Below are 13,706 nucleotides of genomic sequence, written 5' to 3'. Positions count from 1 at the left end.
AGCGCACTCGCCGTTGGCTTAACGGACAAGCATTGGTCGCCATTAATGGCGACCCTACGGAGTTACAGCGATTGCAGGAACGCTAGCAAATCCGCGTTGAGCTGATCGGTATGCGTCACCGCAAAGCCGTGCGGTGCGTTGTCATACACTTTCAGCTGCGCACCGGCGATCATTTCGGCGGCAACTTTCCCGGTGGTTTCGAACGGAACGACCTGGTCATTGCTGCCGTGAATCACCAGCGTCGGTACGTCGATTTTCGCCATATGAGGACGGAAATCGGTCTCCGAGAAGGCGGTAACACAATCAATCGTGCCTTTCAGCGAGGCCAGCAGGGCAATATTCAACGTCTGCGTCAGCACGCCTTGTGAAACTGTTTGACCGGCGTTAATGCCGTAGAACGGGGTCGCAAAATCACTGATGAACTGCGCGCGATCGTGACGTAAGCCCTGACGAATGCCTTCAAACACCGACAAATCGACGCCCGCCGGATAATCATCGGCCTTGCCGAAGATCGGTGTCACCGCGCCCAGCAGCACTAAGCTATCCACACGCGCAGTGCCGTAATTGTTGATGTAGCGCGTCACATCGCCGCCACCCATCGAGAAACCCACCAGCGTGACGTTTTGCAGATCCAGATGGGTAATCAGGTCGTTGATGTCCGACGCGAAGGTGTCATAGTTGTAGCCTTCCCACGGTTGATCGGAACGACCAAAGCCCCGGCGATCAAACGCGATAACGCGATAGCCTTTCTCCGCCAGGAAATTCAGCTGGCTGTCCCACATATCGCCGTCGAGCGGCCAGCCGTGACTGAACAGCACCGGCTTGCCGGTACCCCAATCTTTGAAATAGATCTGCGTCCCATCCTGAGTGTTGAATGTGCTCATGTTCCAGCCTTATTGATGTCGATAGATGACAGCGCCTTATTCAGGCGCCACGAGGTAACGAACTTCCGGAAGTGCTGTGCCTTGATGGAATCTCAGCACGCGATTCTGAATCTTTTGATCGTTCATGGTGTAACGCTCGCGCTGACGCAAATGCTCCATCCATGAGCCGACGACAAAGGTCTCGACAAACATGCCGGGCTGCAGCATGTCTTCATACAGCGACCAGTTCAGCGCGCCGCCACGCCGTCTGACGCGACGCATATCCTGCATGCACACCGCAAAGGCATGTGCCTCAGTGCGGTTGATCTGATAATGATAGCTGACCATCACCGGCCCGCGATCGTGACGAATCTCCAGCTCGGGCAAGGGATCGCTCACCGTACTGAGGTCGAGGTTCAGATCTGGATCCTGATCCAATCGCCAGCGCAGCACCGTCAGACTCGCCAGCAGCATGCCGACGGTGGCGACAGTCAGAGATAATGGGATGCTGAATTTTGATGCCAGCTGTCCCCAGATGGCGCTGCCTAACGTCATCGAGCCAAAAAACACCGTCAAATAGACCGCCAGCGCACGGGCTTTCACCCATTTGGCGGCGCTACGTTGCGCGCCAAGATTGAGGGTGGAAAGCACGGCGATCCATGCAAAGCCGGTAAAGAACTCGAAAGCATTCAGTAGCCAGACGTGACGAATAAACGCCAGCGCCAGCATAGTGATGGCAAATATCAGGCTCGCCAGCACCATCAGCTGATCGGGATTGAAGCGTTTGCGCATACGCGGCAACAGCAGCGCCCCGCAAATCGCACCTACGCCGATGCAACCCAGCATAATGCCGTAGCCGCCGGGTCCAAGACCCAGCTCGCGCCGTGCCACCAGCGGCAGCAATGCCCAGCCGGCGCTGCCAAACACAAAGAAGGCGACAGTGCGCACCAGCACATTACGCAGCACCGGCGCGGCGTGCACATAGCGCACGCCCGCGCGTACCGCCGGGAAGAAGTGTTCCGGCGGTAAACGCTGCACGCTGGGCTGCGCTTTCCAGAGATACAACACCAGAAACACGCCAAGTACCGAAAGCGTATTCAGCAGAAACACCATCCACGGACCGGCAAACGACAGAATCAGGCCGCCCAGCGCCGGGCCAATCGCGCGACTGATGTTGATGCCGAGTGAGTTGAGCGCGATCGCCGGGCCGAGCTCTTCCTTACTGACCAAATCGGGCACGATGGCCTGGAAGGGCGGAGAGCTCATGGCGGCGCCGGTACTCAGCAGGAAGGCGGCGATCAGCAGCACCATCGGCGTCACCAGCCCCGCCCACGACAGCAGTGTCAGGCTCGCAGCGGCAATAAATACCCAGATCTGCGAGAACAGCAGGTATTTACGCCGGTCGACGATATCCGCCATCACGCCGGACGGCAGCGCAAACAGGAACATCGGTAAGCTGCTGGCGGCCTGCACCAGCGCCACCGAGAGCGGATCGGCGCTCAGTGTCAGCATGGTCCAGTTAACGCCCACGTCGTTCATCCATGAACCGACATTGGATACCACGGTGGCGATCCACAGCATGCGGAACACGCGCTGGCGCAGCGGCTGCCACGGTGAAACCGTCTGCGGAACGGGCGGGAGATCCGCCTTCGGAATGTCATGAATGTCATTAACCTGCGCCATGTGCCACCTCCGCAACGCCGCCAAACACGCGCCAGCGACCGGGTCCGGTCAGCGCCAGCGTGGTGAAGATGATTAGCAGCAGCCAGCCAAACTGACCTTCCGCTATGCTCCAGTCGGGATGGACAAACAGCATCGCCACCAGCAGCATGCCGATAATCGGCAGACAGGCGAGACGGGTAAAGACGCCGAGCAGGATAAACAGCGGGCAGACCACTTCAGCCACGATCGCCGCCAGCAGGCTGAGGTAAGCACCAAGACCAAACGGATCCTCGATACGTGTCAGTTCTTCACTGAAGTGGAACACCTTCGGCAAGCCGTGCACGTGCAGCAACAGCAGGCAGCCGGTGAGGCGCAGGAAGAACAGCCCCGCATCAATGCGAGGCGGCTGAGAGAGTGAATGTTTCATGGTTAGAAAGCGAAGCAGCTGCAGCCGAGCGCGCCCCAGAAGGCGTTCTCTTCTGAAACCGGCAGGTTGGCGCCGCGCGCAATCTCATGGGAATGCGTATGCACGCCGCACGGGCCGCTGCAGTGATGCGCTTGCGGCATCATGCCAACGCGCGTGGTGGCGGTCGGCGGCGCACTGCGATAGTGGCCAGGAACCTTGACCACCGGCGACCATTCCGGCAGTACCGGAATCAGCGGCGGCGCTTCCGAACTAAAGGATCCTGCGGCATAGACGATGTTTCCGTCGACCAGGGTCAGCACCGACTCAATGCCTTTGATCTCTTCCTCCGGCACGCTGAAGTAATCTTTGCTCAGCACCACCAGGTCGGCCAGCTGACCGACTTTAATCTGGCCTTTTTTACCTTGCTCGCTGGAGAACCAGGCGCTGCCCTGCGTCCACAGCATCAGCGCCGTATCGCGATCGAGGCGCGCGTTAACGTCGTACATCTGCATGCCGCCCACGGTGCGTCCCGATACCAGCCAGTAGAGTGCGGTCCACGGGTTGTAACTCGCCACGCGGGTGGCATCGGTTCCCAAACCCACCGGCACGCCGGTCTCCAGCATGCGCGCCACTGGCGGCGTATGGCGAGTCGCCTCAATGCCATATCGCTCAGCAAAGTATTCGCCCTGGAAGGCCATGCGATGTTGTACGGCAATGCCGCCGCCCAGCTCTTTGATGCGATCAAGGTTACGCTGCGTCACGGTTTCGGCGTGATCGAAGAACCAGTGCAGCCCGTTGAACGGAATGTCGCGGTTCACTTTTTCAAACACATCCAGCATGCGGCTGATCGATTCGTCATAGGTGGCGTGCAGGCGGAACGGCCAGCGGTGTTCCACCAGATGGCGCACCACGCGCTCCAGCTCATCTTCCATGCCGGGCGCCAGATCCGGACGCGGTTCGAGGAAATCTTCAAAATCGGCGGCGGAGAACACCAGCATTTCACCGGCACCGTTATGGCGAAAATAGTCGCTGCCCTGGCCCGGCGTCAGCATATCGGTCCACTTTTCGAAATCTTCCAGCTCGTGGCCCGGACGCTGAGTAAACAGGTTGTAGGCGATACGCAGCGTCATCTGCTTCTTCTCATGCAGCTCGGCAATGACTTCGTAATCTTCGGGATAGTTCTGGAAACCGCCGCCCGCATCAATGGCGCTGGTCAGGCCGAGGCGGTTCAGTTCGCGCATAAACTGGCGGGTGGAATTGACCTGCTGCTCCAGCGGCAGTTTTGGCCCTTTCGCCAGCGTGGCGTAAAGGATCATGGCGTTCGGGCGCGCAATCAGCATGCCAGTTGGGTTGCCATTGCTGTCACGTTGGATCTCGCCGCCCGGCGGATTGGGCGTGTCTTTGGTGTAGCCCACCACCTTCAACGCGGCGCGATTGAGCAGGGCGCGGTCATACAGATGCAGGATGAAAACCGGCGTATCGGGTGCGGCTTCATTGATCTCATCCAGCGTCGGCATGCGACGCTCAGCAAATTGAAACTCGGTCCAGCCGCCCACCACGCGCACCCACTGTGGCGATGGCGTGCGCAGCGCCTGTTCACGCAGCATGCGCAGTGCATCGGCGATGGAGGGCACACCTTCCCAGCGCAATTCGAGATTGTAATTGAGGCCGCCGCGTATCAGGTGCAGGTGGGAATCATTCAGGCCGGGAATGGCAGTATGACCCTTGAGGTCAATGACTTTGGTGCCTTCGCAGTGATGCTGCATCACGTCGGCCAGACTGCCCACTTCGAGGAATTTGCCATCGCGCATCGCCACGGCCTCGGCAATCGGGTTGCCGCGATCGACGGTATGAAACCGCCCATTGGTCAAAATGATGTCTGCTTTGCCTAACGTAACCATAAAATCTCCTGAATAAGAGGTCCTGCCCATTTCGCAGGTGAAATGCGTGGAGGGATTATGTTCAGGCGGTCTGGAAAGCGTCTAGTTATACAAAAGGATAGGTATACCTTTGTATAGGTATACCAATAGATAATAGTTCGGTTGCTCAAAGGTTCCTACACTGCGTCCAGACATTCACCTCAATGGGCATACAAAAATGACAACCAGTAAATTAGAAGTACTGACGCCGCACAACTGCCAGATCATCTTCATCGACCAGCAGCCGCAGATGGCGTTTGGCGTGCAGTCCATCGACCGTCAGGTATTGAAAAATAACGTGGTGGCGCTGGCAAAAGCGGCGAAGGTCTTCAACATTCCTACTGTGCTGACCACGGTTGAGACCGAGAGCTTCTCAGGTAACACCTTCCCGGAGCTGCTGGATGTGTTCCCAGGCCAGGACATTCTCGAGCGTACCTCAATGAACTCGTGGGATGACCAGAAAGTGCGTGATGCGCTGGCGGCCAACGGTAAAAAGAAAATTGTGGTTTCCGGTCTGTGGACCGAAGTGTGTAACAACACCTTCGCGCTGTGCGCCATGTTGGAAGGCGACTATGAAATCTACATGGTGGCTGACGCATCCGGCGGCACCACCAAAGAAGCCCACGACTACGCCATGCAGCGCATGATTCAGGCGGGCGTGATCCCGGTCACCTGGCAGCAGGTGATGCTGGAGTGGCAGCGCGACTGGGCGCACAAAGAGACCTATAACGCGGTGATGGATATCGCCAAAGAACACTCCGGCGCTTACGGCATCGGCGTGGACTATGCGTACACCATGGTGCACAAAGCGCCTTCACGTCAGAAGAGCGAGCATCGCACGCTGGCGCCGGTGCCTGCCCCCGTTCGCTAAATCGTCACGCAGGCGAGCGCTACCGGGCTCGCCTTTCTTTTGCAAGGAGGACCGGTGAGTCCTTTACTGATCTCTCTGGCTGCGGGCGTGTTTATCGGCCTGATTTACGCCTTACTCAACGTGCGATCGCCGGCACCGCCCGCCGTGGCGCTGGTGGGATTGCTGGGCATGATCGTCGGCAGTTCGCTGGGCGGAAAATTGACGCATCCCGTGGCCGCCACTATGCCAGTTGATAAAGCGCAGCACGCGATTGCCGCTGATAAGCCGCTACACTCCGCCACGCTCACGCCAAAACAGGCGGGATGAACATGCTGAAAACCTATGCGATTTCGCTCTCCGTCGGCATTTTAGTCGGCATCATTTACGCCGTTATCGACGTCAATTCCCCGGCGCCGCCAGTGATTGCGCTACTTGGCCTGTTTGGTATGCTGGTCGGCGAACAGATTATCCCGCTGTGCAAGCGCCTGATTAACCGTCAACCGGTAACGCTGGCCTGGTTTCGTCATGAGTGCGTGCCTAAAATCAGCGGCACGCCGCCGCCCAGTGACAAAACCTCCTGAGGACGCGTCGCAGGCAGTGAATAATAATTAAGGAACACAGCATGCAGCTGTCGCAGCGCATTGTCGTTGTTGATGATGAACGATCTGTTCGCAGTGGTTTATGCAATCTGCTTCAGTCGGAAGGATACGCAACGCAGGCATTTGAGTCGGCTGAAGCGCTATTGGCGGACGAGACGGCGCTGTACGGCGCGGCGCTGTTCATTATTGATGTTGAGCTCAACGGCATGTCGGGCTTTGAGTTGTTCCGTGCGCTGGTAGATCGTCTCGAGAACCCACCCGGAATCATCATCTCCGGCAACGGCGATGAGAATATGCTCTGGTATGCCATCAATCTAGGCGCGATAACCTTTATGCGAAAGCCCATTGATATCGACCTGCTGTTTGAACATATACGCCTGGCTTTTTCCTCCCAGGCGGCGCGCCAATGAGCACGCTTTTCCTGTCGTTAAACATCGCGGATGACGCGGCGCTGGTGCTGGCGGATGACATCGTTTTCACCCCGCTGGCGCAGGAAGGACAGGTTGAGTGGATCGAATGCCGCCACCTTATTTCCGGTGAGTGCTTCGTGCTGGCCACGGCAGCGGCCGAAGAGGCGGTGTTTCCGGTGACGCAACTGCTGAAAAATGAGTATGCGCTGCGCACTTTATTAGCAGAAAGCTGGGCGCTAAAACCACTGCGCCACACCTTATATCACGGGCGTTACGCGCTGATTTATCCCGCGTTCCACTATCAAACCCTCACTGATTATCTGCGCTTGCCCGCCGGAAAAATCCAGAAATTCATCAGCTGCGCCGTATCGCTGTGTGATGCGCTCAGCAAGCTGCATCAGCAAGGTTTAGTGCACGGCGACATCAAACCGGCCAATTTCTTCTTCACTGACCAGGGCGACGTGGTGCTGGGCGGCTTTGGCCTGGCGTTTATGGAAGCGGACTCACAGCAGCCGCTGCGCGCTGCGGTGACCGGCGGAACGCTGGCCTACATGTCGCCCGAACATACCTCGCGCACCGCGCACGCGGTTAGTCGGGTCAGCGATCTCTATAGCCTTGGCATTGTGCTCTACGAATTGCTCACCGGCAGGCTTCCCTACGGCAGCGCCGAAGGGGGGGCGGCCGAATGGGTGCACCATCACATTGCCTCCGAAGCGTTGCCGCCGCACCGGCTGCGCAAAGATGTGCCGCTGGTGCTCTCGTCCATTATTTTACGGCTGCTGACCAAATCGCCGGAACAGCGTTATCAAACCGTCGAGGGCGTGCTGGCCGATCTGCGACGCTGCGAATCCAACTTAATGCCTGATGGCCTGGTCGAATCCTTTGCGCTGGGCTTACAGGATGTGCCGACCTCAACGCTATCCTCCGATGTGCTGTACAGCGATCACGCTCAGGCCAGTGAGATGCTGGCGGCGTTTGATGAGGTGAGCAGCAGCGGCAAACACTGCATGGTGGCGATTAGCGGTGCGCCCGGCTCAGGAAAATCGTCGCTAATTGCTTCGGCGCTTAAAATCCTGCGGGAAAAAAATGCGCTGCTGACGGTGACCAAAGCCGATCAGCACTCGCCGATTTTGCCCTATGCGGTCTTTACCTCAGCGTTTCGTTCGTTGACGCTGCATCTGCTCGGGTTGCGCGCCGCAGAGATGGCGCGCTGGAAAACACATATCACACGTCAGCTGGGGCATTATGTCGGGCTGGCGGTCAATCTGGTGCCCGAGCTGGGCATCTTACTCAACCACAAAGCCAGCGTGCAGGCGGATGCGCGCTCGCTGGATACGCGCAATCGCCTGAATCTGGTGGCCTGCAGCCTGGTGAAAGCCTTTACGGTGCCGGGGCGGCCGCTAATCCTGTTGATTGATGACGTGCACTGGGCCGACCAGGCGACCTTGCAGCTGTTGCAGAATCTGCTGCGTTCCAGCGACGATATCCCCTTGTTGCTGGTGATTTCTCACCGCGATCACGCGTCGTTGCCCTGTCCGACGGTGGTCGCCAGCCTTGATCGGATTCGTGCCGCCGCCACGCGCATTGTGGATGTCACGCCCGAGCCGCTGTCAGTGAAAAATATCGCCAGCTGGCTGGCTGGCATTTTTCACACCCGCAGCGCAGAGACCGCCGAGCTGGCGCAGATTATTCATGAAAAAACCGCCGGGAATCCGCTCGCCACGCGGGAGTTTTACCGTCAGGCGGTGCGCGATCATCACATCACGCACGTCGCGTCGCACAAGTGGACCTACAATCCGCACGCGCTGAAAAACAGCCATTACACCGCGAACGTTGCAGCTGGCGTGCTGCAACAGCTGCAATTACTCGCGCTGCCGGTGCGCCAGCTGCTGGGTCGATTGGCCTGCATCGGCAGTCGCGGCGATTTGCCGGTATTGGCTGCCATTCTCAATACGGCGGTTAGCGCGATTCATGCCACGCTGCGACCCGCGGCCGAGGCGCGATTGATCTCGCTGAGCGATCACAGCTACGCCTTTATGCATGACAGCATGCATGAGGCCGCGCTGAAGTTGCTGTCGTCGGCAGCAAAAGATGATGTTCACTTTGCCGCCGTCCGCTATTACATGCAGGCCGTGCGCGAGAATAATGCGCATGCGCTGTTGTTCAGTGCCGCGCATCACACCATCACGCTGCAAAACCGCGCCCTTTTAATGCCTGAAGCCGCTACGTTCGGTCTGCTGTTATTAAACGCCACCCGACGCGCGAAGATTATGGGCGATTACGCTTCCGCGCTGCGCTTCTTACACACCGCCCGCGCGCTCAACGCAGAATCAGGTGTGGAGGAGGGCGGCGTAATTTTGTTTGAGCAAGCGGAATGTGAGTTTCTCAGCGGCAACTTATCGGGCGCGCTGGCGTTGAGCTCCGAGATTCTCGCCACGCCCGGCGCGGTCACCGATAAAGCCGAGGCCGCGACGCTGATTGCGGAAATCCATATGCGTCAGTCCGACAGTCAGTTGGCGCTGGAAACCGCGCTGGCCTGGCTGGCGGTGTTTGGCATTCATCTAAACCGCTATCCGGATAAAGCCGAATGCGATGCCGCCCGGCAACGGCTGAAAAAGGCTGTCGGTAAAAATCCCTACACGCGTTTCCGCTCTCTGCCGCGATTAACCTGCCATAAAACCGAAGCCGTGATGAACCTGATGGCCAGCGCCAGCACCTTCGCTGCTTTTATCAGCCCACGGCTGCAATTCATCATCCTGTGCAAACTTCTGCACCTGACAATGGAGAAGGGCATCAGCGGTGCTTCTACACTGGCGCTTGCGTGGTACGGCGTGGTGTGTGGCGATCAGTTCAACGAATACAGCCGTGGTTTTGCCAGCGCGCTGCTGGCCCGTGAACTGGTGTATAAACACGATTTTGTCAGCTATAAAGCGCGCACGCTGATGCCGCTGGATCAGGTGAGCGTCTGGACCATGCCGCTCAGTTACGCCATTGAGTGCGCGAAAGCGACCTTTGATGTGGCGGTCGATATCGGCGATCGCACCTCGGCGTGTCTGGCGCTGCGTCATCTCACCATGAACTGCCTGGCGCGTGGTGACCATCTTGATGGCGTGCATACCTCGATCATGCGCGGCATGGTGTATGTGCGCAAAGCGCAATATCGCGATGTGGAAGTGATTCTCGGCATGCAGCTGGACTACGTGATGTTCCTGCGTAAGCCCGCCGGTGAGATCTTGACCGGCGATGATTTCAGGGCACCCACGCTAAACGGAGTGCTCCCGGAACATGCCATTGAACCGCTGTATCTGATGCAGTTTTGGGCGCGGCTGTATAAAGGCATGGCGCATTTCTTTGCCGGTGAGTATGCCGCCGCCCATCGCCAGTTCATTGATGCCGCGCCGCTCACTGACGTGATTCCCGGCCATGTGCATATGCTGGATTTTCATCTGTATAGCGCGCTTTCGCTCAGCATACCGCTGCAACCCAATGAGCTTGATGCCACGCAGCGGCTGCAACTGCAGCGCCATCTTGAAAGAATCATGACCTGGTCAGCGGAGAATCCAGGCACCTTTGCCGACAAGGAAGCGCTGCTGCGCGCTGAACTGCTCAGGCTGGAGGATAACAGCGGTGCGGCGCTGGAGCAGTTTGAAAAAGCCATCGAGCTGTCGCGCAAAGGTCAGTTCCATCCTATCAACGGTCTGGCCTGCGAACTGGCCGCACGCTGCGCCAATGCACGCGGCATGGCGTTCGCCGCCGAGGGCTATATTAAAGGCGCCCTTGCCGCATGGGATCGCTGGGGCGCGGGTGCCAAGGTACGTCAGCTTGAAATGCACTATCCGCATCTGGCGGCGCAACCGTTGCAGACCGCGTTAAACACCGTGACCTTTGAGCAGAGCGCGGCGATCAGCGACCTGCAAAGCATGGTGACGGCGATGCGTGCGTTAACCGAAGAGATCAATCTTGATCGGTTGATCCATATTTTGATGATGATGCTGGTAGAACGCGCCGGGGCGCAGCACTGTATTTTGATCCGTCTTATCGACGGCAATGTGCCGGAAATTCAGGCCCGCGCGTCTTCTACGGTGGAAGGCGTCAGAGTCAAAATCGTCAATCAACTGCCGGTGGCGACCGATCTGCCGCTGTCGATTCTCTCGGCGGTGATCCGCACCGGACAGGAAATCCGTACCGGCAGGCCGGAAGTGTTCAGTCCGTTTAGTCAGGATAACTATCTGGTCGCCTCCGGCGCGGCGGTGATGTGCGTACCGATGTTCCGCCAGGCGCAAATGGTGGGCGTGCTCTACCTGGAAAACCGGCTGATGCCGGACGTCTTCACCGCTGAGCACTCACGCATTGTCTCGATGTTGGGTGCGCAGGCCGCAGTTTCTCTGGAAACGGCGCGGCTGTATGCCGAGCTGGTGGAAGAGAACATCCAGCGGCGGAAAATTGAAAAACAGCTGCGCGCCAGCCAGACATCCCTGATGCTGGGTGAAAAAATCAGTCATACCGGCACCTGGCACTGGCATCTGGGGCCGGATATTCAGCTGATATCGGATGAATACAAACGCATCATGGGGCTGCCCGCCGGGCAGTTGAATACCTCGATGGCGGAGTTTCAGCGGCGGGTACATCCAGACGATATTCAGTGCCTGAAAGCGCTGATTGAATCCAGCGTGGCGCAGGGTGTGAGCATGCAGGCCGAATTCCGCATCATCCGTGATGACGGCGAATGCCGTTATATCAAAGGTATCGGTGAGCCGGTGGAGAACTGGCCGGAGGTCGCCGAATATTTCGGAACGCTGACGGACATCACCGCGCAGCGTCAGTCTGAGGATGCCGCCAGAATCGCCCAGGCAGAGCTGGCTCGCGTGGCGCGCGCCACCACGGTAGGACAGCTCACCTCGTCGATCGCCCATGAAATCAATCAGCCGCTGATGTCGATTGTGGCTAATGCCGGCGCCAGCCTGCGCTGGTTGAAACGCGAACCGGCTCAGCTCGACAAAGCCAGCGAAAGCATTGAGGAGATCATTAACGAAGGGCAGCGTGCCGGCGAAATTATTCGCGGCCTGCAGTCACTGACGCGCAATAATGTCGCGGAGTATGGATCAGCCAGGTTGCATCTGCTGGCGCGCGATATTTTGTCTTTGTCGCGTCTGGAACTTGAGCGCCGTTTTGTGGCGCTGGAACTGGATATCAAAGCGCAGTGGGATGAGGTGTTTTGCGAGCGCGTACAGATTCAGCAGGTGCTGTTGAATCTGGTGATTAATGCCATTGAGGCGATGGCCGATAATTCCGGGGCGCGTATCTTGCGGCTCTCGTCTTCGAATCCTGACGCTAATCGTATTCGTATTGAGGTTGCCGACAACGGCACCGGTTTATCGGCAGAGGTTATCGGCAAGATCTTCGACTCTTTCTATACCACCAAAGCAGAAGGGATGGGAATGGGGCTGACCATCAGTAACGAAATCATCAAACGTCATGGTGGTGTGTTGAGCGCAGAAAATCGCCCGCAAGGTGGCAGCCTATTCAGTTTTACCCTGCCGTTGAATGCGAATAAATAGTGTATCGTATCCTCCCGCACTATTTCGCGGGAGGAGAAGGATGCCGTTACCGCTATAACCTGTGATGTTATTCGTCTTGCAATAAATGCAGTTTCTCTGCGGCTCTGACTAATTCTGAAACCGAACGCACCGCCATTTTCTCCATCACGCGGCGCTTATGCACTTTTGCCGTAATTTCACTGATGCCCATTTCAGCGGCAATCTGCTTATTTAATAAACCGCGAATAACTAATTGCATCAATTCCATTTCGCGGGGCGTTAAAGAGTGATAACGCGCGGTGAGTGCAATTCTTTCCTGTGAGAGTGCCGCGCTTTTTTCGGCCAGCGCCATAGCAGCGGATACCACTTGCATCAGGTCATCCGGCATCACCGGTTTAGTGAGAAACTCAAAGGCGCCCGCCTTCATCGCGCGGACTGTCAGGGGAATGGTGCCAAAGCCGGTGAGGAATATAGTGGGAAGGGTGTAGCCGCGTGCGTTAAGATGGTGCGAGACATCAAAGCCGTCGAGGCCCGGCATATTCATGTCGACAATTAAACAGCTCGGAGTACGGTAATGCGGCTGATTTAAAAACTCAGCGGGGGAAGTAAAGGTCGAGATCAGGTAGCCTTCTGAGCTCAGAAGATTTTGCAGCGCGCTGATGACCGCGGGATCATCGTCAACAATATAAATCGTTCTATCCATAAAAACTCATTCAGACTCTTACGAGTTCTATTCACTACATGCGCGTTAATATACCCGCAAATTAGTGCCGGAGGAATGGCGAAAAACTTATATGTCAAAGAGATGATGCACTGCGCTATTTGAACTAAAAAGGGTGAGGATGAAAAGCCATGCACTCACCCGCCATTCTTAAGATAATAACTGCGTAACCTTAAGGTTCTTCAATCCGCGATACCTTTAAGGTGGTTTGATCGCCACGCCCATACACTTTTCCGCTGACGCGAACTTTATCACTCGCTGAATAGGTTTTCTCTTTGAATGCGGCTTGCTGGGCAGTAATGATAATCGTGCCGGTATCATCACGGAATTTATAGCTATCACCTTTCAGCTTTTCAATAATATGGCCTTCGAGCGTGACATAGCCGCCCTGACGGAAATCACGAATACGTGAAATCGGTGTTTGCGCAGTGTCTTCCGAACCCTTATAACCGGCATCCTGATTTTGCTGCGGCGGTGCTGTTTCGCCGGATTTATAGCCGCCTTCCGCTGCGCTTACGCCGACGCTGAACATCATGATTACCGAAGCTAAAACAACCTGTTTCATACGCTCTCCATGGATTTTCCTGCTCACACGGTGGTAAGTCTGGCACAAATAAGCGTGGCTGCACGACAAACGCAGCACTATTTATCAGGATTAATCTTATTAATAAAAATTAATTAAACGTTTCGCTTAAATAACCTCGCTGTAAATCAAGCTCATTAATCTCTTTAAACATCA

The 13,706-nt window shown here is 56.8% G+C and carries 11 protein-coding genes; 5 read left to right on the top strand and 6 right to left on the bottom strand.

All coding sequences use genetic code 11. The annotated features are described in order from the left end of the window. Nucleotides 1–62 precede the first annotated feature (62 nt). From PanJK_RS02240 to PanJK_RS02225, 4 genes are read right to left on the bottom strand one after another with little or no spacing between them, the layout of a single operon-like run. Nucleotides 63–884, bottom strand: a complete 822-nt coding sequence (locus PanJK_RS02240; RefSeq protein WP_265297008.1) for an alpha/beta fold hydrolase — start codon at nucleotides 882–884, stop codon at nucleotides 63–65. Between the two features lie 36 nt (nucleotides 885–920). Continuing rightward, the gene (locus PanJK_RS02235) at nucleotides 921–2,546 is read right to left on the bottom strand and encodes an MFS transporter (protein ID WP_256696260.1); all 1,626 of its coding nucleotides are present in this window, start codon (nucleotides 2,544–2,546) and stop codon (nucleotides 921–923) included. Beyond that, nucleotides 2,533–2,952 (bottom strand): DoxX family protein, encoded by a 420-nt coding sequence (locus PanJK_RS02230; RefSeq protein WP_265297006.1) that lies wholly within the window; start codon nucleotides 2,950–2,952, stop codon nucleotides 2,533–2,535. Before PanJK_RS02230 ends, PanJK_RS02235 begins: the two co-directional genes overlap by 14 nt. A 2-nt stretch (nucleotides 2,953–2,954) precedes the next feature. Then, on the bottom strand, nucleotides 2,955–4,832 hold the full coding sequence (locus PanJK_RS02225; RefSeq protein ID WP_265297005.1) for an amidohydrolase: 1,878 nt from the start codon (nucleotides 4,830–4,832) through the stop codon (nucleotides 2,955–2,957). 196 nt (nucleotides 4,833–5,028) lie between these two features. Here PanJK_RS02225 and PanJK_RS02220 point away from each other — a divergent pair, with 196 nt between their 5' ends. Genes PanJK_RS02220 through PanJK_RS02200 form a run of 5 tightly spaced genes read left to right on the top strand, consistent with a single transcriptional unit; the run spans nucleotide 5,029 to nucleotide 12,267 of the window. Further along, complete coding sequence (locus PanJK_RS02220) at nucleotides 5,029–5,721, top strand: hydrolase (RefSeq protein WP_256696263.1); 693 nt, start codon at nucleotides 5,029–5,031, stop codon at nucleotides 5,719–5,721. A 54-nt stretch (nucleotides 5,722–5,775) separates the two neighbouring features. After that, a complete protein-coding gene (locus PanJK_RS02215; RefSeq protein WP_256696264.1) occupies nucleotides 5,776–6,027 on the top strand; it encodes a DUF1427 family protein in 252 nt (83 codons plus the stop codon). A 2-nt stretch (nucleotides 6,028–6,029) separates the two neighbouring features. Further along, nucleotides 6,030–6,281, top strand: coding sequence for a XapX domain-containing protein (locus PanJK_RS02210; protein ID WP_008102799.1), 252 nt, complete (start codon nucleotides 6,030–6,032; stop codon nucleotides 6,279–6,281). A 41-nt stretch (nucleotides 6,282–6,322) separates the two neighbouring features. After that, nucleotides 6,323–6,709, top strand: a complete 387-nt coding sequence (locus PanJK_RS02205; protein ID WP_265297004.1) for a response regulator — start codon at nucleotides 6,323–6,325, stop codon at nucleotides 6,707–6,709. Further along, nucleotides 6,706–12,267 (top strand): ATP-binding sensor histidine kinase, encoded by a 5,562-nt coding sequence (locus PanJK_RS02200; RefSeq protein ID WP_265297003.1) that lies wholly within the window; start codon nucleotides 6,706–6,708, stop codon nucleotides 12,265–12,267. The genes PanJK_RS02205 and PanJK_RS02200 overlap by 4 nt, the downstream gene beginning before the upstream one ends. Nucleotides 12,268–12,334: 67 nt before the next feature. Here the strand turns inward: PanJK_RS02200 and PanJK_RS02195 are convergent, their stop codons facing one another. Beyond that, nucleotides 12,335–12,949: a response regulator transcription factor gene (locus tag PanJK_RS02195; RefSeq protein ID WP_265297002.1), complete on the bottom strand. Its 615-nt coding sequence runs from the start codon at nucleotides 12,947–12,949 to the stop codon at nucleotides 12,335–12,337. A gap of 190 nt (nucleotides 12,950–13,139) precedes the next feature. Further along, entirely contained in the window at nucleotides 13,140–13,532 is a 393-nt protein-coding gene (locus PanJK_RS02190) for a YgiW/YdeI family stress tolerance OB fold protein (RefSeq protein WP_265297001.1), read from the bottom strand. Nucleotides 13,533–13,706 lie beyond the last annotated feature (174 nt).

This window comes from Pantoea sp. JK, assembly GCF_026130245.1.
Taxonomy (GTDB): domain Bacteria; phylum Pseudomonadota; class Gammaproteobacteria; order Enterobacterales; family Enterobacteriaceae; genus Pantoea; species Pantoea trifolii.
Note: the sequence above shows the minus strand (reverse complement) of the source record. Positions and strands in the feature narration are given on the sequence as shown.

What these genes read in the sequence shown, in the direction of transcription:
- PanJK_RS02205 (WP_265297004.1), top strand. Translation starts at nt 6,323, where the DNA reads ATGCAGCTGTCGCAGCGCATTGTCGTTGTTGATGATGAACGATCTGTT.
- PanJK_RS02235 (WP_256696260.1), bottom strand. Translation starts at nt 2,546, where the DNA reads ATGGCGCAGGTTAATGACATTCATGACATTCCGAAGGCGGATCTCCCG.
- PanJK_RS02195 (WP_265297002.1), bottom strand. Translation starts at nt 12,949, where the DNA reads ATGGATAGAACGATTTATATTGTTGACGATGATCCCGCGGTCATCAGC.
- PanJK_RS02230 (WP_265297006.1), bottom strand. Translation starts at nt 2,952, where the DNA reads ATGAAACATTCACTCTCTCAGCCGCCTCGCATTGATGCGGGGCTGTTC.
- PanJK_RS02240 (WP_265297008.1), bottom strand. Translation starts at nt 884, where the DNA reads ATGAGCACATTCAACACTCAGGATGGGACGCAGATCTATTTCAAAGAT.
- PanJK_RS02210 (WP_008102799.1), top strand. Translation starts at nt 6,030, where the DNA reads ATGCTGAAAACCTATGCGATTTCGCTCTCCGTCGGCATTTTAGTCGGC.
- PanJK_RS02225 (WP_265297005.1), bottom strand. Translation starts at nt 4,832, where the DNA reads ATGGTTACGTTAGGCAAAGCAGACATCATTTTGACCAATGGGCGGTTT.
- PanJK_RS02190 (WP_265297001.1), bottom strand. Translation starts at nt 13,532, where the DNA reads ATGAAACAGGTTGTTTTAGCTTCGGTAATCATGATGTTCAGCGTCGGC.
- PanJK_RS02200 (WP_265297003.1), top strand. Translation starts at nt 6,706, where the DNA reads ATGAGCACGCTTTTCCTGTCGTTAAACATCGCGGATGACGCGGCGCTG.
- PanJK_RS02220 (WP_256696263.1), top strand. Translation starts at nt 5,029, where the DNA reads ATGACAACCAGTAAATTAGAAGTACTGACGCCGCACAACTGCCAGATC.